A 23,429-nucleotide genomic window follows, 5' to 3' on the forward strand; every position below is an offset into this window, starting at 1 on the left:
CCAGTATTCTGGGCGGGCTTTCACTTTTTACTTCCTGCTCTGACCTGTGTCGCTATTAGTCCTGCGTCAGGGCATAGGCAACCAGGTTGGCGCCCATTTTAAGAGCGGCTTCGTGGGTGGCAGGCGTGTCTTCGGGGTAGGTGCCCATATCTTCCCAGCCATTGCCCAGGTCGCACTCGTAGCTGTAAAAACACACCAGCCGGCCCTTATACAGCAGCCCGAAACCCTGAGGGCGCTTGCCGTCGTGCTCATGGATTTTTGGCAGGCCCCTGGGGAACTGGAATTTCTGGTGGTAGATGGGATGAGTGAAGGGCAACTCCACGAATTCGAGGTCGGGAAACACCTTCTTCATCTCGGGCCGGATGAACTTGTCGAGGCCGTAGTTATCATCGATGTGCAGGAAGCCGCCCCCAATGAGGTAGCGGCGCAGGTTGCGGGCGTCGGTGTCGGAGAACGTGACGTTGCCGTGGCCCGTGAGGTGCACGAAGGGGTAGGTGAGCAGCTCGGGCGAATCGAGCTCTACGGTGGCCTCGGCGGGCGCAATGTTGGTGTTCAGCGTCTGGTTACAGAAGCGGATAAGATTGGGCAGGCTCGTTTTGTTGGCGTACCAGTCGCCGCCGCCGCCGTAGTGCAGCTTGGCAATGCGGAAGCTGGGGGCCGGGGCCACCGGCGCGGCGGCCGTCAGCGAGAAGAGCAGGAGCAGCGAAACAAAGAGGTATTTGGACATTATAGCAGAAGCAGATGCTGGCGGGACTTGCCTATAATTGCGGGCCGACCAGGAAAGTTCGGCTTGCCTCGCAAGGTAAGCACTGCCCGCGCTTCACCGCTTCTCCCGCACCATGCCCCCGGTTCTGCTCGCCCTGGCCTTCATCCTGACTACTGCCCTGACGCTGGGGGTGCTGCTGCGGGCCGCGCCCCGGCATCGGCTGAGGCTGCTGGCGGGGCTGGGACTGTGGCTACTGGCACAGGCTGCGGTAGCGCTCAGCGGGTTCTACACCGTCACCGATACGCTGCCGCCCCGGTTCGCGCTGGTGGTAGGCCCGCCGCTGCTGGGGCTGCTGGCTTTGCTGGCCACTGTCCGGGGCCGCCGCTTCCTTAGCGCGCTGCGCCTCAACTGGCTAACGCTGCTGCACGTGGTGCGAATACCTGTGGAACTGGTGTTGTGGGGGCTTTACCACTATCAGGCCGTGCCCCGACTCATGACGTTTGAGGGCCGCAACTGGGATATTCTAATGGGCCTCACGGCCCCGCTGGTCTATTATGTGGCGTTCCGCCGCCGGTGGTTGGGGCGGGGTGGGCTGGTCGTCTGGAACGTGGTGGGGCTGGTTTTGCTGGGTAATATCGTGCGGCTGGGGCTGCTATCGGCGTCGGGGCCGTTCCAACAATTCTCGTTCGAGCAGCCCAACGTGGCCCTGCAGCTCTTTCCGTACGTGTGGTTGCCCGCTTTCGTGGTGCCGGTTGTACTGCTGGCCCACATGGCTGTATTGTGGCAGCTGGTGTGGGGAGGGGACAGAGCCGGAGAGGTATCTTAAAGAATGATAAACGAGGAATTGGATCTACCTACTCTGTCCGTAGTGTACTGCCGCTTCAACTGTTTATAGAGCAATACCCGCCAGCTCCCGCGCTACGTGCACGGTGTGCACGGCGGCCAGGGCGGCGGTTTCGGTGCGCAGGCGCGAGCTGCCTAGCGTAACGGGCCGGATGCCGCGGGCGAAGGCGGCCGCAATTTCGTCGGGTGTGAAGTCGCCTTCGGGGCCGATGAGGATGGTGCAGCCGGCCGGGGCGGCGGCCACGCGGCTCAGCGGTGTCCGCTCGCCGGCTTCGAGGTGGGCGATGAAGGTGGAAGTTGACTCGACGGTGGACAGGAAGTCGGCCAGGTTCGTCAGCTCCGTGAGGCGCGGCAGCCACGCCTGGCCCGACTGCTTGAGGGCGCTGACGGCTATTTTCTCCAGCCGCTCCAGCTTCAGCTCGCGCCGCTCCGAGCGGGCGCAGCGCAGAAACGTAATCGTATCCACCCCAATTTCAGTAGCTTTTTCGACCAGCCATTCCATGCGGTCGAGGTTTTTGGTGGGTGCTACGGCCAAATGGATGGGAGCGGAGCGGGGCGGCACGTGGGCATGGCTGCTGATGCGCAGAGTACAACGCTTAGGGTTGGCGTCGGCTACTGCGGCCTCGAACACGCCGCCCCGGCCGTTTACCAGCACCACGGGCGCCCCGATTGCCAGCCGTAGTACCCGCACGGCGTGTTTGCTTTCGTCTTCGGGCAGGGTGTAGCCGGTAGTATCGGCGGTGAGGTCGGGGGCGAAAAAGGTGTGGGCCATGGGGCAAAGGTAAGCGGGAAGTCGGCGGTTTGGACGGCTTTCGGGGAGTTGCGCGTGGGGGCCGGCATAACGGCCCGCCGGTTTTTCGCGTAAGCCAGTTATATCCATCCTGCGACTTATCGCGTTCTACTAACTACCTAATCAAATGAAAACCAAGCTCAAAAAACTCTCCGAACAGACCATTGTCATCACCGGCGCTTCGTCGGGCATCGGCCTCGTAACGGCCCGACAGGCGGCCAAAGCTGGCGCCAGGCTCGTACTGGCAGCCCGTAGCGAAGACGCGTTGCGCCAACTCACCGAAGAGCTTAGTGAGCAGGGCTGCGAGGTTATCTATGTAGTGGCCGACGTCAGCAAGCAGGCCGATGTGAAGCGCATTTCCAGCGAGGCCCGGCAGAAATTTGGCTCCTTCGATACGTGGGTGAATAACGCCGGCGTGTCGATGTATGGCAAGGTGGTGAATGAGTCCATCGACGACATGCGCCAGCTGTTCGAAACCAATTTCTGGGGCGTGGTGTACGGCTCGCTCGAAGCCACGGAGCACCTGCGCCACCGGGGTGGCGCGCTCATCAACGTGGGCAGCGTACTTTCCGACGTGACGGCCATCCTGCAGACCATGTACAGCGCCAGCAAGCATGCCGTGAAGGGCTTTACCGACGGGTTGCGCACCGAACTGGAAATGGAAGATGCCCCGATTTCGGTTACCCTGATTCAGCCGGCGGCCATCGATACGCCCTATCCGCTGAACGCCAAGAACTACCTCGACAAGGTACCCCAGCACGCGCCGCCCGCCTACGCCCCCGAAACGGTAGCCGACGCCATCCTCAGCTCTGCCACGTCGCCGCAGCGCAATATTCTGGTAGGTGGAGCGGGTAAGCTGTTCAAGGGCATGGAAGAGTGGACTCCGGCACTACTCGACAAGTTCATGGAAACGGCTTTCGCCCCCATGTCGCAATCTGATAAGGCCGACCGCCGCAACCGCCCCAGCGGCTTGTATGAGGGCGCGGGCCAGTTGCAGGAGCGCGGCAACTACCCGGGCCGTACCCGCGAAATCAGCACCTATACCAAGGCCAAGCTGAACCCCACTGCTACGGCCGCCATTGTGGCCGGCACGGGCCTGGCAGTAGCCGCCATCATCAATGCGTTCAGCAAAAACGATGGTAACGGCAAAACCCCGGACAAAGCCAGCGAAGGCCCGGGCCGCAAGCAGGACAACAAGGCGACGCCGACCTCCGATAAAAGCACCGACCAGGCTTCTGCCCAAAATTCCGACAATGTGGAGGACACCGGCAAAGGCGCTAACGGAGCCAACGGAGCCGGCCGCGCCCCGCGGGCAGGCTCGGCCGAAGCCACGCCCGGCGACGTCCGCGGGCCGGTAGCCGACAAGTCCAAACAAGGCAAACAGTCGGGCTCCAAAAACTAAAGCCAGAGCGTTAGCGGTTGACAAAAGAGGGAGTCCCGCCCGGCAATTGCCGGGCGGGACTCCCTCTTTTGTCAACCGGATTGGATTCCGCTATCAACTGCCAGCGGCAGCAACAAAGCGCCAACCGCTAGCCCAGCATGTTGTTCAACACGCCGGCGAGGCGGACACCGGCTTCCTGGATGCGCTGGCGCATCAGCACGCTGTGAGCGGGGTAATAATCGTACTTCACCTCGGTGCCGTTGGGGGTGAGGGGGTAAAGTAGCTCGGAGGCCTGATACGACTCCCAGAGCCACTCGGCGGGCTCGGCGGCCTGCATGCGGCGCACGTCGGAGCGGCTTATGCCGCAGTTGTACTGCTGGGCCATTTCGGTGTAGGTCAGGCCCTGATAGTCGAGCAGGCCCGAATCCCAGAGGCCGTGCAGGTTGGTGTCGCGGCCCCGGAATTTGAGCTTGACGTCGTTGCCGCCCTTGTCTTCGGCGTGGCCCGTGTGCAGGGGCTGATGAATGTCGCCCACGATGTGGATGACGTACTTAAGCGCGTCGCGGCGCTGGGCCGTAGTCTTGCTTTTATCGGCCACAATGGCCATCTGGGTTTGCAGGGCAGTGTAGGCGTTGGGGCCAACATTGGTGCGCAGTTCCGTCAGGTACTGGGCATGGTCGAGGCCTGAGGGCGAGTTTACGTAGTGCCAAGGGCCGGTTTCCTTGCCCTCGGGATAGTAGCGGATTTCGTCGGGCCAAGTGCTGACCAGCGCCATGCTCTCGGTGCCCAGCAACTGCTGCACCTGCTGGCGGGCGCTGCGCGAAAGGTGGTGCTCGGCAATTTTGGCAATGGCCCGGTGGCCGTCGGCGCCCCAGGCCCACAGGCGTAGCGGCGAGAGAAACAAAAGCAGCAGCGGGAGCAGAAGTTTGCGCATGGGTAAGCGGTAGTAAAGTGTCAAACAAGGACGCAAAAGTAGCGCAAGTAAATGCAGCTAAGTATCGGGCAGGTAGAAAAACCTTTCAGCCACAAAAAACCGCCCCGCCGGCACAGGACCAGCGGGGCGGTTTCGAATCAGAGGCGCTGACGGCTACGCACCGGCCGCAACCTGTGCTTTGGGCGCGCCGGCCAGAATTTCTTCGTTGGCGTAGTCGGCGTACTTGCCGAAGTTCGTTACAAACTTCTCGGCCAGCGAGGAAGCCGTTTGGTCGTACTCCTCCTTGTTGCTCCAGGTGTTGCGCGGGTCCAGAATTTCGGTGGGCACGCCGGGTACCGAAGCCGGTACGGCCACCCCGAAGATGGGGTGCTTGGTGAATTCCACCTCGTCCAGCTCGCCATTGAGAGCCGCCGTAATCATGGCCCGGGTGTAGGAGAGCTTCATGCGCGAGCCCGTACCGTACGAACCGCCGGTCCAGCCCGTGTTGATGAGCCACACGTTCACGTCGGGATTCTCGTCCATCTTCTGGCCCAGCATCTCGGCGTACTTCGTAGGGTGCAGGGGCAGGAACACGGCGCCGAAGCAGGCCGAGAACGTCGTCTGGGGCTCGGTGATGCCCATTTCAGTGCCGGCCACCTTCGCGGTGTAACCCGACATGAAGTGGTACATGGCGTGGCTCTTGTCGAGCTTGCTGATGGGGGGCAGCACCCCGAAGGCATCGGCCGTCAGGAAGAAGATGTTCTTGGGCGCATCGGCCACCGAGGGCTCGATGGCGTTGTCGATGTAATGGATGGGGTAGGCCGTGCGCGTGTTTTCGGTTACGCTCTTGTTGGCGTAGTCCACGGTGTGGGTGCCCTCGATAAAGCGGGTGTTCTCCACGATGGAGCCGAAACGGATGGCGTCCCAAATCTGGGGCTCTTTCTCCTGGCTCAGGTCGATAACCTTGGCGTAGCAGCCGCCTTCGAAGTTGAAGATGCCCTTATCAGGCGTCCAGCCGTGCTCATCGTCGCCGATCAGTCCGCGGTTGGGGTCAGCCGACAGCGTCGTTTTGCCCGTACCCGAGAGGCCGAAGAATACGGCCGTGTCGCCCTTTTCGCCCACATTGGCCGAGCAGTGCATGCTCAGCGTGTTGTGCTCGTGGGGGAGCAGGTAGTTGAGCACCCCGAAAATGCCCTTCTTCATCTCGCCGGCATAGCCGGTGCCGCCAATCAGAATCATCTTCTTGGTGAAGTTGAGGATGGCGAAGTTCTTCTGGCGGGTACCATCCACGGCCGGGTCGGCCTCGAAGCCGGGGGCGCAGATGATGCTGAAGTCGGGCGTCCAGCTGGTGTCGGCACCCTCGGTGGGGCGCAGGAACATGTTATAGCAGAACAGGTTGTGCCAGGCCAGCTCGTTTACTACGCGCAGCTTCAGCTCGTAGTCGGGGTTGGCGCCGGCATAGGCGTCGCGCACATAAATCTCCTTGTCTTCCAGATACTTCACCATCTTCTGGTGCAGCTGGTCGAACTTGTCGGCCTCAAAGGGGATGTTGATGTCACCCCACCACACGCTGTCGGCGGTGTTGGCATCCTTCACCACGAAACGGTCTTTGGGCGAGCGGCCGGTAAAGGCGCCGGTATCGGCCATCAGGGCACCGTTGTCGGTGAGTGTGCCTTCGTTGCGGCGCAGGGCTTCTTCGACGAGGGCGGCGGGCGAGAGGTTGAGGTGGACCTGGGCAGCGGTGGAAATACCCAGGGGGGCGAGGCGGGCGTTGGCGGCAGAATCTAGCATAAGGGGCCGAAAACGGATGGGGGTTGGGTGGAAAAATCGGTGGGAATACAGGGGCAAAAGTAGCGAAAAAGATGGCGAAAAACCGGGAAAAGCCAAAATGATAGCGAAAATTCGCCGTAAAATCGTATGCGCTAATCCGACTTTGGTGACCAGTTACAGTGGGTTTCGGGCAGTCTGGGAAACTTTTGTAGTTTTACCAACCCCATTCCGGTTGCAGCCGGATAGTTTCTCTTTCCCCCAATTTTTACCTATTCTGCATGCACTCACCTTCCGCTGCCCAGCAGCCCGTATCAACCTCGTCGCATCCTAAGGGGCTATACGTCCTCTTCGCCACCGAAATGTGGGAGCGATTCAGCTACTACGGCATGCGCGCCCTGCTCATATTGTATATGACGCAGGCGCTGGTATTCGATAAGGAGTACTCCTCGCTCATTTACGGCAACTACACCAGCCTCGTGTACCTCACGCCGCTGCTGGGTGGCTATGTGGCCGACCGCTACTGGGGCAACCGCCGCTCTATTCTGGTGGGTGGCCTGATGATGGCCATCGGCCAGTTCGCCCTGTTTTTCTCGGCCTCGATGTACACGGCCGGGCAGGCTACGGCGCCCCAAACGCAGCTGCTGCTGTTTATGCTGGGTTTGGGCCTGCTGATTTTCGGCAACGGCTTCTTCAAGCCCAACATCTCCTCGATGGTGGGCTCGCTCTACCCGGCCGGCGACAACCGCATCGACACGGCCTACACTATCTTCTATATGGGCATCAACCTGGGCGCGTTTTTCTCGCCCCTGGTGTGCGGCACGCTGGGCGATACGGGCAACCCCGAAGACTTCAAGTGGGGCTTCCTGGCCGCCGGTATCGGTATGCTGGTCGGCTCGCTCACCTTTGAGATGTTCAAAAACAAGTACATCGTAACGGCCGAAGGTGCGGCGCTGGGCGGCAAGCCCGAGCAGACCGTGGCCCACTCGCCGGTAGTGCCCGTGGGCACCGATGCCCCGGTACGCGCCGAAACCATCGACCAGCCTGTTGCCAAGAGCTTTGCCAGCAAGCTGCCTATGCTCATCGGCCTGTTTGTAGTAGTGTATGCCGTTATTGCCTGGCTCATGAACTACGACTGGGTAGGTGCCTTCGTATTCGCGGCCATGATTGTAACTCCCGTAGCCGTACTGGCCGACGCTTCCATTACCAACCGCGAGCGGCAGAAAATCTACGTAATTCTGATCCTCAGCTTCTTCGTGATTTTCTTCTGGGGTGCCTTCGAGCAGGCCGGTGCCTCGCTCACGTTCTTCGCCAACGAGCAGACCGACCGTCAGCTGGGCTCTTACACCGTGCCGGCGTCGTACTTCCAGTCGGCCAACGCACTGTTCATCATCCTGTTCGCCCCGGTATTTGCCGTAATCTGGACGTTCATGGGTAAGCGCGGCATCGAGCCGTCGTCGCCCCTGAAAATGTCTATGGGCCTCATGTTTCTGGCCGTTGGTTACCTCATCATTGCTTTCGGCGTGAAGGGCGTGGACGCCAGCACCAAAGTGAGCATGTTCTGGCTGATTACCATGTACCTGATGCACACGTTCGGCGAACTTTGCCTGTCGCCCATCGGCCTAGCGCTGGTAAACAAGCTGGCCCCGCTGCGCTTCGCCTCGCTGCTGATGGCCGTATGGTTCCTGGCCACGGCCGCCGGCAATAAGTTCGCCGGCGTTCTGAGCGCCCTGTACCCCGAGCCCGGCAAGCCTGCTCCGTTCTTCGTGGGCTTCGAAATCACGGGCCTCTACGAGTTCTTCATGATTTTCGTGGCCCTCTCGGCCGCCGCCTCGCTGGTGCTGTTCGTCATCTACCGCAAGCTCACCCAGATGATGGCCGAGCCGGTAGTTGCGCGCTAAATCACCGCTGTTGCAGATATAGGCGTCGTTCTTGCTGTATCAGTAAACAAAAAGCCCCGCTGGACTTCGGTCCGGTGGGGCTTTTTGTTGGGTGAAACTGTAGGTGTAAATGTCAGCCTATATGGCACTGCTGTGATTTAGAAATTGAAGTTGTCCGGGTTGGGGCCGAGGCGCTGGTGGCGGTCCAGGCCGTCGATGTAGGCCAGCTCGTCCGCGGTCAGTTCGAAATCGAATACGTTGGCGTTGCTGATAATGTGCGCTTGCTTCACCGACTTCGGAATCGTAACCACACCGCGCTGCAGGTCCCAGCGCACCAAAATCTGGGCCGGCGACTTGCTGTATTTGGCGGCCAGCCCGTTCACAATATCCTGCTCAAACACCTTCCCCTGCATCAGCGGCGACCAGGCTTGGTACTGAATGCTGTGCTCCTGGCAATACGCCTGCAACTCGGGCTGCACCAGCCACGGATGAAACTCCAGCTGATTCACCATCGGCTTCACCTTCGCCTCGGGCAGTAGCTCTTCCAAGTGGTGCTGCAGAAAATTGCTGACGCCAATAGCGCGCACCCGCCCGTCGGCATACAGCTTTTCGAGGGCCCGTCAGGTGCCCCGGAACTTGCCGGCCACGGGCCAGTGAATCAAGTACAAATCCAGCGTTTCCAGGCCCAGCAACTCCAGGCTGGTATCAAAGGCACGAAGGGTGCTGTCGTAGCCCTGGTCGCTGTTCCAAACCTTGCTGGTGACGAACACATCTTCGCGGGGCACGCCGCTTTCCCGGATGGCCTGCCCGACGCCCGACTCATTTTTATACACGGCGGCGGTATCAATATGGCGGTAGCCTGCTTCCAGGGCCCAGCGCACGGCTTGCTGCACTTCCGCGCCATCTTCAGCCTGCCACACACCCAGCCCCAGGTAGGGTATCTGCACGCCATTGGACAGGGGCCACGTACCCTGAAAATCCGTTATCTGCTTCTCCATTTTTATCAATTAAGAAATGAACACTGCCATTGTTTACGCACAAAAAAGCCCCGCCGGATAAAATCCAGCGGGGCTTTCGTACTAGTGCAGTAGAACGGATGACGTTCGAATCAGCGTAATCAGCGCAAAAATCAGCGCCAATCAGTGATTTACATCATGCCGCCCATGCCGCCCATGCCGGCACCGCCGCCACCGTGGCCAGCGTCCTTGTCGGTCTCAGGCTCGTCCGAAATCACGCACTCGGTGGTCAGGAGCAGGCCGGCAATCGAAGCGGCATTCTCCAGGGCCAGGCGCGTTACCTTGGTCGGGTCCAGAATACCGGCCGACATCAGGTTCTCGTACTTGTCTTCGCGGGCGTTGTAGCCGTAGTCGCCTTTGCCTTCGCGCACCTTCTGCACCACTACCGAACCTTCGCCACCGGCGTTGGCTACGATGGTACGCAGGGGAGCTTCAAGGGCCGTACGGATGATGTTCACACCGGTGCGCTCGTCGCTGTTGAGGGTATCAACGGCATCGAGCGAGTCGAGGGCGCGCACCAGGGCAACACCACCGCCGGGTACCACACCTTCCTCAACGGCGGCGCGGGTGGCGTGCAGGGCATCGTCAACGCGGTCTTTCTTCTCCTTCATCTCCACTTCCGTAGAAGCACCGATGTAGAGGATGGCTACGCCGCCCGACAGCTTGGCGAGGCGCTCCTGGAGCTTCTCCTTGTCGTAGTCGGAAGTCGTAGTGCCAATCTGGGCCTTAATCTCGTTGATACGGGCCGTGATGGTTGCCTTCTCACCCTTGCCATTGACAATCGTCGTGTTGTCTTTGTCAATGATGATTTTCTCGGCCTGGCCGAGGTATTCCAGCGTAGCAGCGTCGAGCTTGTAGCCGCGCTCTTCCGAAATCACGGTACCGCCGGTCAGCACGGCAATATCCTCAAGCATCGCCTTGCGACGGTCGCCGAAGCCGGGAGCCTTTACGGCCGCAATTTTCAGCGAGCCGCGCAGCTTGTTAACTACCAGCGTGGCCAGGGCCTCACCGTCAACATCTTCGGAGATGATAACCAAGGCTTTGCCGGTCTGTACTACCTGCTCAAGCACGGGCAGCAGCTCCTTCATGGTGCTTACCTTCTTGTCGTAGATGAGCACGTAGGGGTTCTCGAACTCGGCCTCCATCTTCTCCGGGTTGGTCACGAAGTAAGGGGAGAGGTAACCACGGTCGAACTGCATGCCTTCCACCGTTTTTACTTCGGTTTCAGTGCCACGGGCTTCTTCCACGGTAATCACGCCTTCCTTACCCACTTTGTCCATGGCATCGGCAATCATCTGGCCGATTTCCATGTCGTTGTTGGCCGAAATAGCGCCTACCTGGGCAATTTCCGACGAGTTCTCAATCTTCTTCGACTGGGCCTTCAGGTTGGCAACAACGGCATGTACTGCCTTGTCGATGCCGCGCTTCAGGTCCATTGGATTAGCACCAGCGGCCACGTTCTTCGAGCCGGCCGCATAGATGGCCTGGGCCAGTACGGTAGCAGTCGTGGTGCCGTCGCCGGCCTGGTCGGCCGTCTTGCTGGCTACTTCCTTCACCAGCTGCGCGCCCATGTTCTCCACGGGGTCGCTCAACTCAATCTCCTTGGCCACGGTAACACCGTCCTTGGTGATGGTTGGAGCGCCAAATTTCTTGTCGATAACCACATTGCGGCCTTTCGGGCCCAGGGTTACTTTCACGGCATTCGCCAGCTTATCTACGCCGCGCTTGAGTTTGTCGCGGCCTTCAGTATCAAATTGGATGTTCTTAGCCATCTTATTTCCAGAGTAGTAATAGTATTCAGAAAGAGAAAAACCGACGCTCGGCCTAGAGTACGGCGAAAATGTCCGACTCCTTCATGATGAGCAGGTCCTGCCCGTCGACGGTGATTTCGGTGCCGGCATACTTGCCGTAGAGCACCTGGTCGCCGGTTTTTACCTGAGGCTTGATGGTCGTGCCGTTGTCGGCTACTTTGCCCTCACCCACAGCCACTACTTCGCCCCGCTGGGGCTTTTCCTTGGCCGTGTCGGGAATAATGATGCCCGATTTGGTTTTTTCTTCGGCGGCGGCCGGCGCGATGATAACGCGGTCAGCCAGCGGTTTGATGCTAAGCGACATAGTGTACGTTTTGGTTGAAAAGTTGAAAGAAACTGGAATTACCAGGGTGTCACAGCCGTGTTACATCATCTGTGCCAGCCCGCGCAAACCTGACAGAATGAACGGTTCGGTAGTGTTTTCGGCCAGTTTTGCACTGTGAGCCTGCCAGCCGTGGCAGAATATGGCCTGAACTGCTGTAGCCGTGGCACAGAACCATCGTATGTAGGCCGACAGTACGGCCGTTGCTGACTAAGCTTAAGAGCAACAGCCCAAGACAGCGCTGCAACGCTTCGAGAGTTGGATAAACGCAAAAAAGCCGGTGGCTCCCGTAGGAAACCACCGGCTGTCAAGCCGAAAAACGGGCTGATACTAGTTGGCCGGAGCCGGAGCTACAGGGGCGGCCGGAGCCGGAGCGCCGGGTGCTACCGGTGCCGAGGTTGCGGGCATACGGGTTTCGAGGGCGCGCTGCTGGTTGATGCTGCGTACGGGACCCGATGTATTATGACCGCCGACGATGTAAGAGCCCAGGCTGAGTACCATCAGGCCGATGGCGAAACCCCAGGTGAGCTTTTCGAGCAGGTCGCCGGTACGCTTCACGCCCATCATCTGGGCAGCGCCGCCGCCCGCGCCAAACTGGCTGGACAGGCCGCCGCCTTTGGGGTTCTGGGCCAGTACTACTATGGACAGCAGCACGCAAATGACGAGAATCAGGGCAATAATGGCGTAGTACATTTACTCCGGGGGTTGTTGCAGTTGTTGGATTTGCTCGGCAAAGTACGCCATTTTTCCGGGCTGCTTTGCCATAAGGCGCTCATAAATTTCAATGGCCTTGGCGGTCTTGCCCTGCCGGACCATGATTTTGGCCAGACTTTCGGATGCCAAAGCTGGCGCGGGCACACTGCTACGCACCGACAGATCAGTCTGTTCGGTAGTGGGCAGGGGCAGTCCGGCCGTGCCTGCTTTGATGCGGGGCTGGGCCTTGAGGAAGCGGTTGATCAGGTCGAGCGAGGACGTTTTGGCGGCCGGCTGGTGGGCGCGGATGTGGGCCAGCAGCAGGGCATCGGGCTCAAAAAAGGCTTCCAGAGGTAAATCAAGCGTGAAGCCATCGGGTGTACGGCTCTGCAAATCGTAGCCCAGGCGGCTGCCGCCACCCAACGCATAGCCCAGCTCGGCGTCGGCCCGGAAGGGGGCGGTAATGTGGGGTGGGGTAGCAGAGCGGGTAGTGGGCAGCTCGTCGTCTTCCGCCGCAAACACATCGTCGTCATTGTCAATGCCCGGCAGCCGGTAGCTCGTGGGCTCGGGCAAACGAGCCTCACCCAAGCCGAACTCAAACCGCGAAATACCTGTGTCGCTCGGCGGCCGGATGGGCAGCGTAGCGGCCGGAACCAGCTCATCGGCTGGTTCGGCAGCATGGGTGGCAGTTGGCGCAACGGCTTCTTCGGCAACGGTGGCTGTGTCGTCGTTGGTTTCGGAGGGCGTTATCAGGGCCTCTTGCGGGTGAGTCGGCTCTTCATCCAAAGCTGGCTGCACCTCATCAACCAGCGTTTCTGCCTCTGGCAACTCAGTCAGCTCGGTTTCAGAAGGGATGTCAAGCGCGGCGGCAGCTGGTTCGGCGGCCGTTTGGTGCGCGGTCGGTGGCGCATCGGCAGTTGCCGCTATGGCTGCTGCCGTGGTACCCTGGGTGTTGGCCGTCACCTCAGCGGGCGCAAGCTGGTCGTGGCCAGTCGGTTCGTCGGCTACCGCCGCTTCGTCGGCCGGGGCAGGTGCCGGGATGACTTCTACCGCGAATAAATCGGCTTCAGGCGCGGGGATGGGCTCGGAGGGAACCGGCGTAACCAAGGCCACTGGCGCAGCCGGAGCTACTTCGGCGGCAGCTACTGCCTGCGCCTGGGGTGCACTGGCAATCTGTGCGTCTATCGGAAGGGCAGCCGGGGCGGGGCGTTCCAGTAACTGGCGTAGCAACTCGCGGTCGGCGGCGTAGGTCGCGGCGCGGCGCAGGCGCTGGCCGGCCAGCATGCTGCCGCGGTCGTGGGCCGTTTTAGCCAGCAGCACATGGGCCGTCTGGCAGTACGGAAAGGCCGCGGCCAACTGCTCCAGCTCCCGGATTTCATCGTCGGAAATACCGTTTACGTGGTCCAGAATGCGTAAAAGCGACGCGCGGGTCATGCGAAATAGCGTAGAAGAGGCAGCCGGCCAATGGCCTGTGGCAGGCTGCGGACAGAAAAGAAAGTCGTGATGACACCCGGCAGCGGCCGGGCGAGCGGGCTACAAGAATACGGCAATTCGGGCACTAAAACGCAGCCCGCCCACAATTACCAGTTGGCCACCGACTTATTGAACGCGTCGCTGATAAGGTTGCGAAATAGCTCGTTGAGCGCCGTCTGGTCGCTGTTGACGCTGGCAATGTCGCGGGTGGCGGGGAAGGAGCGGGTTGTTTGCAGCGTCTCCTCGAAATCCTGCTTGGGGTCTTTGGTATTGGTGAATTTCACCCGCACCTGGATAGTGAGCTGGTTGGCGCCCGCCTGGTCGATGCCGTTGGCCTGCTGAATGGCGGCCGGGGCAAAGTCATAGGCAAGTATCTGGCCCTCAAACTGCAGGTCGCCGTCGCGGGGCACGAGCTTCAGGCTGGTATTACGCTGAAAGTAGTCTTTGAAGTTCTCTGTGAACTGCTGCGACAGAAACGAAGGGCCGTTGCTGGCGTTGTTGGCAAACGTAGCAATGGAAATCGTCTTGATAGTGGGGTCGATGTTGGTTCCACTGAACGAGTACACGCCGCAGCCGCTCAAGAAGAAGCTGATAGCTACTAGCTGATAGCTGATAGCTATTGCCCTTTTGCTACGCACTGTTGGCTTTCGGGCACTATTTGAACAGAAAGCTAACAGCCAACAGCCAACAGCTAACAGCTTATTAAAATTATGCTTGTTCCAGATCATACTGCTTGAGTTTGCGGTAGAGGGTACGCTCGGAAATTCCCAGGTCGTGGGCGGCGTATTTGCGCTTGTTGTGGTGCTTTTTGAGGGCTTTGATAATCATTTCCTTCTCCTTGGCTTCCAGGCTCAGGGTTTCCTCTTCCGTTTCATGCGGAATGTCTTCCACCCGCTGCACTTCCTCCTCCTCGTAGTCGGCGTCATCGTCGTCGCTTAGCTCGCGCGAGCTGATGATATATTCATTGCTGCCGCCCTCGGGCCGCAGGGGCCGGCCGCCAGGCCCCTCGTAGGGCGTTACGGCCGTGGTGCTGTTGAACAGGTGGCTGTTCTGACGCAGGAGCTCCTGGGTTTCGTGGGGGCGCTGACCGGTGGCCAGTTCCAGCACCAACTTTTTGAGGTCGGTCATGTCGCGGCGCATATCGAAGAGCACCTTATAGAGCAGGTCGCGCTCCGAGTAGCTGTTGCCGGCTCCATCGGTGGCGCCGGTGCCGGCGGCGTGCACCAGCATGGGCAGGCGGCTGCTCTGGTCGGCGGGCAGGTACTGGCGCAGGCGGCGGGCATCCACCTCGCGGTCCGTCTCCAGCACCGACATCTGCTCGGCCACATTCTTGAGCTGGCGGATGTTGCCGGGGAACCGGAACCGCTGCAAATCCTGCACCGCCTCGGGCGTCAGGCTGATGGGCTTTACCCGGTAACGGTCAGAAAAATCGGTGGCAAACTTTCTGAACAGTAAGTAGATATCATCGCCCCGGTCACGTAGTGGTGGAACCGTAATCGGCACCGTGTTGAGGCGGTAATACAGGTCTTCGCGGAAGCGGCCCTCGCGCACGGCGTCGAGCAGATTCACGTTGGTAGCGGCCACCACGCGCACATCGGTCTTCTGTACCTTGCTGGAACCGACGCGAATAAACTCGCCGTTTTCGAGCACCCGCAGCAGCCGGGCCTGGGTGCCAAGGGGCATCTCGCCAATCTCGTCGAGGAAGATGGTGCCGCCGTTGGTTACCTCGAAGTAGCCCTTGCGCGCCTCCTGCGCCCCGGTAAACGAGCCCTTCTCGTGGCCGAACAGTTCCGAATCAATAGTACCCTCGGGAATGGCGCCGCAGTTGATGGCAATGAACTGCCCGTGCTTACGGGGCGAAAGCGCGTGGATAATCTTGGAAAACGACTCCTTACCGGAGCCACTCTCGCCCGTTATCAGCACCGTCATATCGGTCGGGGCCACCTGCGCTGCCACCTGAATGGCATAGTTGAGCGAAGGCGCGTTGCCAATAATGCCGAAGCGCTGCTTGATGGATTGTATTTCGGAGGGTGTCAAATTAGTTGTCGGTTGTTAGTTGTCCGTTGTCAGTTTGGTATGGGGCAGCATCCTCATGTGCTTGTGACGACGGTGCAAGCGTACGGTAATAACGAATGAATCCCTGCAGTAACTTTTTGCAATCCTGAATAGCTGTTAAAACAAGGCACAACTGGTCAGCGGATATATACTGCTGGTCAGTTGCTAGATAACATTGCGTTTCTACTTCGAATAAGGAGCCTCGGGCAATAAATAAAAACTGGAGAGTGTCACGGGTATGTTGCCGCCCGCAGCCTTCGGCGATGTTGGAGGGAATAGAAACGGCTGCTCGACGTATCTGATTGCTCAAACCGAAAAGCTCTTCCTTTGGAAAGCACTTAGTCAGTTCATAGACAGTACTGACTAAAGCTCTGCTTTTCTGCCAGACAACAAGCTCTGTGTAAGACCTCTCAGCGCTGTTTTCCATATCCGAAGATGGCTAACAACTGACAACCAACAACTAAACCGCTTCGCCTAACAACGTATTCGTGGTCGACTCATGCACCAGCACGTCAACGTAATCACCCTTCTTGTAGTGTTTCTTGGGGAAGATGATCATCTGGTTCTGGCTGTTGCGGCCGCTCAGGTGCTCGTCGCTACGCTTGGAGAAGTTCTCAGCTAGTACGCGGTGCACCTGGCCCACGGCGCGGGCGTTCCGCTCGCGGCTGTGGTCTTTCTGCTGGGCAATTACTTCGGCCAAACGGCGCTTTTTTACCTCCAGCGGCACGTCGTCTTCGAGCTTGCGGGCGGCCAGCGTGCCGGGGCGCTCTGAGTAGAAGAACATGAAGGCCATGTCGTAGCGCACCTGCGCCATCAGGCTGAGCGTGTCCTGGTGCTCTTCCTCGGTCTCGGAGCAGAAACCCGAAATCATGTCGGTAGAAATAGCGCAGTCGTCGCCCAGGATGCGGCGGATGGCCTGCACGCGCTCCTCGTACCAGGGCCGGTCGTAGGTGCGGTTCATCAGGGCCAGCACCCGCGAGTTGCCGCTCTGGGCTGGCAAATGGATGTATTTACAGATGTTCTCGTGCCGGGCCATGGTATGCAGCACCTCGTCGGTAATGTCTTTGGGGTGGGAGGTGGAGAAGCGCACCCGCAGCGCGGGGCTCACCAGGGCCACCTGCTCCAGCAACTGGGCAAAGTTCACGTGCTCGGTACCGTCCTCGGAAGCCCACTTGTAGGAGTCCACGTTCTGGCCCAGCAGCGTCACTTCCTTGTAGCCGGCCGCTACCAAATCCTGCGCCTCGCGCACGATGCTGTGGGCGTCGCGGCTCCGCTCGCGGCCCCGGGTGAAGGGCACCACGCAGAACGAGCACATATTGTCGCAGCCGCGCATAATGCTGATGAAGGCCGTGATACCGTTGGAGTTGAGGCGCACGGGCGTGATGTCGGCGTAGGTTTCCTCGCGGCTCAGCAGCACGTTCACGGCCTTCTGGCCGCCGTCAACCTGGGCGATAAGCTGGGGCAGGTCGCGGTAGGCGTCGGGGCCCACCACGAGGTCCACGAGCTTTTCCTCTTCCAGAAACTTGCTTTTCAGGCGCTCGGCCATGCAGCCAAGCACGCCCACCAGCATACCGGGGCGGCGCTTTTTGTAGCTGTTGATTTGCGAGAGGCGCATGCGCACGGTCTGCTCGGCCTTCTCGCGGATGGAGCAGGTATTGAGCAACACCAGATCGGCTTGTTCGAGCGAGTCGGTGGTGTCGAAGCCCTCATCGAACAGGATGCTCGACACGATTTCGGAGTCGGAGAAGTTCATCTGGCAGCCGTAGCTTTCCAGGTAGAGCTTGCGCGAGCGGCCGGTGCGGGTGGCCGGATTCACGCGCACCTCGCCCGAAGGCGTGTCGGCGTGCGTAACGGCATCTATGCTGGGCGCAGGCAGGGTAGGAGCGTCGAGGAAATCGAGGGTAATCAGGGGTTGGGCCATCGGGTACGCCTTTTTCGGGCAGCAGCTTCACAATTCAGAGAACGGCAAAGGTAGCGGTTTTAGGCTGAAAAAATGACAGAATGGCAGGAGGTGGGTGGGTGGTTTGGTGAGAACTATTGTCATCCTGAGCGGAGCGAAGGACCTTATCATGTTCAAACGAGTTGTTGTTACGTGGTAAGGTCCTTCGCTCCGCTCAGGATGACAATAGTTCTCACTCACTCACTAACGCTCCTAAAACCTCCAGTATAGCGCGGGCTTTGAGCAGGCACTCGGCGTATTCGTGCTCGGGCACCGAGTCGTAGGTGATGGCCGAGCCGACCTGGAAGCTGAGGTGGCCGATGTCCTGGCGGTACTGCAGGCTGCGGATGACGACGTTGAAATCGAAGTCGCCGTTGGGCCAGATAAGGCCTATCGAGCCACTGTAGAGTCCGCGGTGGCTGCGCTCGTAGTGCTCGATTAACTGCATAGCCCTGATTTTCGGGGCTCCGGTCATGGAGCCCATCGGGAAGGTGGCTCGCAGTACATCTACCACATCCAGGCCGGGACGCAGGTGGGCGGTTACGCTGGAAATCATCTGCCAGACGTGGCGGAAGGGGTAGAGGCCGAACAATTCGGGCACTTGCACAGTGCCAGTCTGGGCCACCCGGGCCAGGTCGTTGCGCACCAGATCCACAATCATCAGGTTCTCGGCACGCTCCTTTTCATCGTGCAGTAAGGCCTGGCGTTGCTGCGCGTCGGCAGCGGGCGTGGCCCCACGGGCGATGGTGCCTTTGATGGGCTGCGAAAGCAGCATGGGGCCGGTGCGGCGTACGAACCGCTCGGGAGAGGCGCAGAGCAGGTAGTGGCTTTCGTGGCGCACGAAGCCTGCGAATGGGGCCGGCGAGGCCGCGTTGAGGCGCTCGAACAAATCCACCGGGTCCAGGCGCACGCCATCGGCGCAGAACTCCTGGCACAGGTTCAACTCATACACTTCGCCGTTGAGAATGTCTTCGCGCACCGCTTCCACGGCGCTCAGGTAGTCGGCTTTCGGCATCCGGGGCACCACGGCCGCCACGGCCGGAGGCGGCACCGTCGGCAGGGGAGTGGCCGCAATGGCCGCCAGCACGCCCGCTGTGTCGCCGTGAATATGTAAGACCTCGTCCTCCCAGATCAGCCAGGTGCGGGGCCGAAAGAAATGCAGATTTGGCCACGCCAGATTGCTGTAATTAGCGCTGCTAAGGTCTTCCAGCTCATCTTTTACTTCATAGCTGATGAAGCCGCAGGCCGGGGCCGATCCTCTGTCCCCAGCCACCAGCCAGGCCCGCAGTTCGCCCAGACTGCGCGGGGTATCCGGTGCCGCTTCGGCCACGGCCAGCAGCTGCCGGAACGGGCCGCCCGGGTACGCCAAATCGTTGTGCTCGTAGTAGGCACAGTGCGCAAAGCCAGCCGCCCAGCGCAGAGCGCGGGAACGGAAATCAGGCGGCAGTTGGGCAAGAGGAATAGTCAGCACGTTTGATTCAGTAAACAGAGAAGAACGTCATTCAGAGCGCAGCGAAGAATCTCGCGTGAAATTGTTGAACAACTTTAACAACATCAGCCCGCGAGATTCTTCGCTGCGCTCTGAATGACGTTCTACTTCCTCACTTCAGCTCGGCCAGGGCCAGTTTGGCTTTGGTGTCGGTGCTGTTCTTGTACTCGTGCTTGGGGTAACTCAGGGCTTTCTGGAAGTATGCTTTGGCCGTGTTCTTCTCACCTTCCAGCTGGTACAGGTAGCCCAACTGCAGCGCCGACTGGGGCGCGTAGTAGTAGGGCGCGAGGCCGGCGCGGGCAATGGTTTGGGCGTAAAGTACGCGGGCTGAGTCGGGTTGGCCGAGCAGTTGCAGGGCCCGGGCGCGGCGGTAGAGGTGTTCCAGCTGGTTGCGCAGGGGCGTGGCGGTGCTGGCGCGGAACGTGGCCAGTGTGGCCAGGGCCGGGCGGTAGTAGCCACCGTCAATCTGCAAACGGGCGCGGGTGAGCGTGGCATCGAGCGGCTGCGGGTCGTCGAAGAAGCGTTGGGCATAGTTGTCTTCCTCCAGCACCGCACGGCCCGCCATGCCAATACGGGCACGGTAACGGCCAGCGGCCGGTACATCGCCCCCCAGCCAGCAAGCCAGATACAGCTTGAAATAGGCGTCTTTGAGATAGTGCCGGCCCCGGTAATGCTGCAGAAATAGCTCGTTTTCGCGGCGCGAGGCCGGGTATTGGCCCTGGTACAGCAGTAGGTCGGCGGCCAGGTGGTGCAGGTGAGGCAGCGGCAGGTAGGCTGGGCTAGTGGGGCGGGCGCGGTAGGCGGCCAGGGCCTCGTCGGTGCGGTGCTGCTTTTTCAGCTGGCTGATGAGCAGAAACACAAGCAGTTGGTTTTCGGGTTGCTCGCGGTGCAGGCGCTCGACCAAAGCCAAGGCTGCGGCGGGCTTCTTGTAGTAGGTTTCTTCGAGCAGCGCCAGTACCAAGCGGGCTTCGAGTTGGAAGTCGTTGGGCTGGCTGGCGGCCCGGCGCAGGTTGGCCAGGCCTGTATTTACCGAGCCCGGCAGGCCCAGCAGCCGCAGAAACCAGCGGTAGCCCTCGGGCAGCGAGCCAATAAAAAACTGCAGCATGCCGAGCGTTTTGCGGGCCGGCAGGTAATTGGGGTAGCGCTCCGTCACGCGCTGCATGGCCCCGTAGCTCTGGCGCAGGCTCCACGCCCCGCGCACCTCCTGCCCAAACACCACCTGGGCGGCAGCCTGGTGCAGCCGGATTTCGGCCGCTGCGTACTCAGCCAGCGGACCGGTCTGGTTTTCAAGGGCGGCCAGGCGCTGATCCTGGGCCTCAACGGTGCTTTCGAAACGGGCGGCGTCCTGGCTGACGAGCAGCTCGGTGATGCTCAGGCAATCCTGCACCAGCAGCGTGCCGGCGTCGGTGCCTGCGCCCAGCAACGTTCGGGCAGCTGCCGGGCGCATATTCAGGACCTCGGCGTAGGCGCGGGTTTGGCGCTCAGTGAGTTCCGACACTGATTCCCGCAGCGGCACGCAGAGGGTTTCGCAGAGGCTCGCAGCGCAAAGTACCACCAGCCAGCACGCTCTCAGCGCACCTCTGCGAAACCCTCTGCGTACCGCTGTGGAAAATTGCATAGAACAAAAAAGAACGGCCCCGGAAAGAGGCCGTTCTTTAAAACTAAAACATAAGCTGATTACTCGCTCCGGGCCTCCACGTCGGCGAAAATCCGGCCGCAGTGCTCGCACACGATGATTTTCTTGTGCGAGATGATGTCGGCCTGACGCTGGGGGGGCACCGTGTTGAAGCAGCCGCCACAGGCGTCGCGCTTCACCTCTACCACGGCCAAGCCGTTGCGCACGTTGCCACGGATGCGGGTGTAAGCCGTCAGCAGGCGGTCCTCGATGGGTTTCACGGCCTTGTTGCGCTGGTCCATGAGCTTCTTCTCGTCGGCCTCACTCTCGCCCACGATGGTTTCCAGCTCGCCTTTTTTGTTGTCGAGGTCCTTCTTACGCTCAATCAGGCGCTGCTTAGTACCGCTGATGTCGTTGTTCTTCTGCTCGATCTGGTACTGCGCTTCCTTGGTCTTCTTCTCCGCAATCTGGATTTCCAGCTTCTGCAGTTCGATTTCCTTGGCTACCGCCTCGTACTCGCGGTTGTTGCGCACGTTCTGCTGCTGCTCCTCGTAACGCTTAATCAGGCCATCGGCATCCTTAACGGCTTGCTTGCGCTGCTTGATCTGGTCGTTGAGGCCAGCAATTTCTTCGTCGAACTTGCCAACGCGTACTTCGTAGCCGGCAATTTCGTCCTCCAGGTCCTGTACTTCCTCGGGCAAGTCGCCGCGTACGCGCCGAATTTCGTCCAGTTGCGAGTCAATTTGCTGCAGGTGCAACAGGGCTTCCAGTTTGCTGGCAACGGTAACTTCCGCGGCGGCTGGGTTAGAAATCATATCGGACGGGGTTGGTGAGGGTCTGTGCGATTAAGACCGCAAAAGTACTTCCAAAGTTGGCGGCAAGCAAATCCTGGAATATTTCACCCGTAAACTGCTCGCTCTCGAAGTGGCCGACATCACAAAGCATCAGCCGGCCCTCGGCCCCGAAGTACTCGTGGTATTTCAGGTCGCCGGTTACGTAGGCATCGGCCCCGGCGGCGCGGGCTCTGCTGATGAGAAATGAGCCCGCTCCGCCGCACAGCGCTACCTTTTTTATGGGCCGCTCGAAGTCGGTGTACTTCACCACCGGCACGCCCAGCGCTGCGCGCAGCCGCTGCCGGAACTCGGCGGGGCTAAGGGCCTCGGGCAGCTCGCCCACGAAGCCAGAACCTACGTCCTGGTGGCTGTTTTCGAGCTTGATGATTTCGTAGGCCACTTCCTCATACGGATGCGCGGCCCGTAGTGCGGCCAGCGCCGACCGTTGCAGGTGCAAGGGCAGCAGCACTTCCACACGGTCCTCGCGGGCGGTTTCGGGCTGGCCGGGCGTGCCCTGGAACGGGCTGGTGTCGGCACCCGGCGTGAACGTGCCGGTGCCCTCGGAGCGGAAGCTGCACTCGGAATACTGCCCCACCTGGCCCGCGCCGGCTGCATAAAGCGCCGCCAGTACCGCCGTAGTGTGCGTGGCCGGCACGTAGGTTATCAGCTTGCCCAGCAAACCGCTTTTGGGGTCGAGGATGCGGCCGTTTTCCAGCCCCAGCTTGTCGGCCAGCTTGCGGTTGACGCCGTGGGCCACGTTGTCGAGGTTGGTGTGGGCGGCGTAGAGGGCCACATCGTTTTTTATTGCTTTGAGCAGGGTCTGCTCCACCTCGTTGGCCCCGGTCAGGCGCTTGAGGGGCTTGAAGATGAGCGGATGGTGGGCTACCACCACGTTGCAGCCGCGCCGAATGGCTTCGTCGACCACGGCCAGGGTGCAGTCGAGGGCGATGAGTACGCCCCGGACTTCCAGCTGCGGGTCGCCGCACTGCAGGCCGGCGTTGTCGTAGCTTTCCTGGTAGGCGAGGGGGGCAGCGGCTTCGAGCACGCGCATGAGGTCGAGGAGTTGAGGCATTTTAAGTATAAACTGAGAATTGGAAGTTAAAAATAACTGGCTTCGCGTTACAGCCCGGCGGCTCGGGCCAGTACTTTCACGTAGCGGGCCACGTTTTCAACCAGTTGGCGGCGCTGGTACTGCATGAGGTAGCGCGGGTGGTCGAGGATGTGAATTTGATTGAAAAGGCCCAACTCATCGTTGAGACGGTGAAAGAACTTCGCGTTGCGCTGCCCCAGGCACACGGCTGCCGGTCGGGCCACGCCTACTTCCGCTACCAGCTGCCGGAGGTTATTCTGGATGTCGGGCCAGAGGGCTGCGGTGAGGGCCGGTGCGTCGTAGAAATTGTAGTTGCGGCCGTCTTTCAGCAGTACCAGCGGGTAAAGCGAACCAACGTAGAACTGCCGGTAGAACGGTTCAGGCCCGCCCCAGGCCTCCACCACGGCCTGCATAAACTCGCTCGACGGCTCGCGGCGCATTGGCAGCGAGTGCTCAATGCCCCAGGCCGTGAGGGCTGGCCCGTCGGTGAAGGCCACGCCGCTACGGCCGTTGCCCAGCCGGCCGGGATTAATGCCCAGCACCGCCACCCTTGGCCCGTCGCCGATGTAGTAACGGCGGGCAAACTCGGTGAACAGCGCCCGCGGCTCCGGCTCCTGGTAGGGGCTGTACGCCGTTACCCCATCGGGCAGGGGCGGCGGCAACGGGAAATCGGTGAGGGACTGGAGTAAGCGGTCGGCGAAGGGCATTGGGGCGGGCTGGGGGCTGGTACGGTGGGGGAGGACGCGTAATAAAGGCAGCGAAGCTGTTTAGAAAGTCGGATTGTGGGCAATTTTTCGCAAAAACAGGACGACG

General features: G+C 60.5%; 20 protein-coding genes and 1 pseudogene. 3 read left to right on the top strand and 18 right to left on the bottom strand.

The features are described 5' to 3' along the window. Positions 1-55 precede the first annotated feature (55 nt). Positions 56-727 (bottom strand): DUF4159 domain-containing protein, encoded by a 672-nt coding sequence (locus tag HW554_RS18205; RefSeq protein ID WP_176909980.1) that lies wholly within the window; start codon positions 725-727, stop codon positions 56-58. Between the two features lie 112 nt (positions 728-839). Between HW554_RS18205 and HW554_RS18210 the strand changes: the two genes are divergently transcribed. Further along, on the top strand, positions 840-1,532 hold the full coding sequence (locus HW554_RS18210) for a hypothetical protein (protein WP_176909981.1): 693 nt from the start codon (positions 840-842) through the stop codon (positions 1,530-1,532). A gap of 63 nt (positions 1,533-1,595) precedes the next feature. Here the strand turns inward: HW554_RS18210 and HW554_RS18215 are convergent, their stop codons facing one another. Beyond that, positions 1,596-2,321 carry a 16S rRNA (uracil(1498)-N(3))-methyltransferase gene (locus HW554_RS18215; RefSeq protein ID WP_176909982.1) on the bottom strand — a complete coding sequence of 242 codons (726 nt, stop codon included), beginning with the start codon at positions 2,319-2,321 and terminating at the stop codon, positions 1,596-1,598. 145 nt (positions 2,322-2,466) lie between these two features. Here HW554_RS18215 and HW554_RS18220 point away from each other — a divergent pair, with 145 nt between their 5' ends. Continuing rightward, the gene (locus tag HW554_RS18220; protein WP_176909983.1) at positions 2,467-3,741 is read left to right on the top strand and encodes an SDR family oxidoreductase; all 1,275 of its coding nucleotides are present in this window, start codon (positions 2,467-2,469) and stop codon (positions 3,739-3,741) included. Positions 3,742-3,868: 127 nt separating this feature from the next. Here HW554_RS18220 and HW554_RS18225 read toward each other — a convergent pair whose 3' ends face one another. Together HW554_RS18225 and pckA are read right to left on the bottom strand one after the other, a co-directional pair. Next, positions 3,869-4,654: a S1/P1 nuclease gene (locus HW554_RS18225; RefSeq protein WP_176909984.1), complete on the bottom strand. Its 786-nt coding sequence runs from the start codon at positions 4,652-4,654 to the stop codon at positions 3,869-3,871. Positions 4,655-4,807: 153 nt separating this feature from the next. After that, entirely contained in the window at positions 4,808-6,424 is a 1,617-nt protein-coding gene (pckA, locus tag HW554_RS18230) for a phosphoenolpyruvate carboxykinase (ATP) (protein ID WP_176909985.1), read from the bottom strand. Between the two features lie 257 nt (positions 6,425-6,681). Here pckA and HW554_RS18235 point away from each other — a divergent pair, with 257 nt between their 5' ends. Continuing rightward, entirely contained in the window at positions 6,682-8,301 is a 1,620-nt protein-coding gene (locus HW554_RS18235) for a peptide MFS transporter (RefSeq protein WP_176909986.1), read from the top strand. A gap of 137 nt (positions 8,302-8,438) precedes the next feature. Here HW554_RS18235 and HW554_RS18240 read toward each other — a convergent pair. The 14 genes and pseudogenes from HW554_RS18240 to HW554_RS18305 form a co-directional block, all read right to left on the bottom strand. Continuing rightward, positions 8,439-9,278, bottom strand: a pseudogene (locus HW554_RS18240) (aldo/keto reductase). A gap of 149 nt (positions 9,279-9,427) precedes the next feature. Next, a complete protein-coding gene (gene groL / locus HW554_RS18245; protein WP_176909987.1) occupies positions 9,428-11,068 on the bottom strand; it encodes a chaperonin GroEL in 1,641 nt (546 codons plus the stop codon). Between the two features lie 52 nt (positions 11,069-11,120). Continuing rightward, a complete protein-coding gene (gene groES, locus HW554_RS18250) occupies positions 11,121-11,411 on the bottom strand; it encodes a co-chaperone GroES (RefSeq protein ID WP_092737305.1) in 291 nt (96 codons plus the stop codon). A 348-nt stretch (positions 11,412-11,759) separates the two neighbouring features. Next, positions 11,760-12,122 (bottom strand): preprotein translocase subunit SecG, encoded by a 363-nt coding sequence (gene secG / locus HW554_RS18255; RefSeq protein ID WP_176909988.1) that lies wholly within the window; start codon positions 12,120-12,122, stop codon positions 11,760-11,762. After that, positions 12,123-13,556: a hypothetical protein gene (locus HW554_RS18260; protein ID WP_176909989.1), complete on the bottom strand. Its 1,434-nt coding sequence runs from the start codon at positions 13,554-13,556 to the stop codon at positions 12,123-12,125. Positions 13,557-13,702: 146 nt separating this feature from the next. Continuing rightward, complete coding sequence (locus tag HW554_RS18265) at positions 13,703-14,176, bottom strand: LptE family protein (RefSeq protein WP_218134779.1); 474 nt, start codon at positions 14,174-14,176, stop codon at positions 13,703-13,705. A 127-nt stretch (positions 14,177-14,303) separates the two neighbouring features. Beyond that, the gene (locus HW554_RS18270; RefSeq protein WP_176909990.1) at positions 14,304-15,632 is read right to left on the bottom strand and encodes a sigma-54 interaction domain-containing protein; all 1,329 of its coding nucleotides are present in this window, start codon (positions 15,630-15,632) and stop codon (positions 14,304-14,306) included. Position 15,633: 1 nt separating this feature from the next. After that, positions 15,634-16,077: a four helix bundle protein gene (locus HW554_RS18275; RefSeq protein ID WP_176909991.1), complete on the bottom strand. Its 444-nt coding sequence runs from the start codon at positions 16,075-16,077 to the stop codon at positions 15,634-15,636. A gap of 33 nt (positions 16,078-16,110) precedes the next feature. Then, a complete protein-coding gene (gene miaB, locus HW554_RS18280; protein ID WP_176909992.1) occupies positions 16,111-17,571 on the bottom strand; it encodes a tRNA (N6-isopentenyl adenosine(37)-C2)-methylthiotransferase MiaB in 1,461 nt (486 codons plus the stop codon). A 211-nt stretch (positions 17,572-17,782) separates the two neighbouring features. Then, the gene (gene pabB / locus HW554_RS18285) at positions 17,783-19,060 is read right to left on the bottom strand and encodes an aminodeoxychorismate synthase component I (RefSeq protein WP_176909993.1); all 1,278 of its coding nucleotides are present in this window, start codon (positions 19,058-19,060) and stop codon (positions 17,783-17,785) included. A gap of 130 nt (positions 19,061-19,190) precedes the next feature. Beyond that, positions 19,191-20,576 (bottom strand): tetratricopeptide repeat protein, encoded by a 1,386-nt coding sequence (locus tag HW554_RS18290; RefSeq protein ID WP_176909994.1) that lies wholly within the window; start codon positions 20,574-20,576, stop codon positions 19,191-19,193. 179 nt (positions 20,577-20,755) lie between these two features. Beyond that, a complete protein-coding gene (locus HW554_RS18295; RefSeq protein ID WP_176909995.1) occupies positions 20,756-21,508 on the bottom strand; it encodes a zinc ribbon domain-containing protein in 753 nt (250 codons plus the stop codon). Then, positions 21,498-22,598, bottom strand: coding sequence for a Nif3-like dinuclear metal center hexameric protein (locus HW554_RS18300; protein WP_246285477.1), 1,101 nt, complete (start codon positions 22,596-22,598; stop codon positions 21,498-21,500). Before HW554_RS18300 ends, HW554_RS18295 begins: the two co-directional genes overlap by 11 nt. A gap of 47 nt (positions 22,599-22,645) precedes the next feature. Next, positions 22,646-23,323 carry a uracil-DNA glycosylase family protein gene (locus HW554_RS18305; RefSeq protein WP_176909996.1) on the bottom strand — a complete coding sequence of 226 codons (678 nt, stop codon included), beginning with the start codon at positions 23,321-23,323 and terminating at the stop codon, positions 22,646-22,648. Positions 23,324-23,429 lie beyond the last annotated feature (106 nt).

Origin of the sequence: Hymenobacter lapidiphilus (assembly GCF_013377885.1) — a bacterium.
Lineage (GTDB): Bacteria > Bacteroidota > Bacteroidia > Cytophagales > Hymenobacteraceae > Hymenobacter > Hymenobacter lapidiphilus.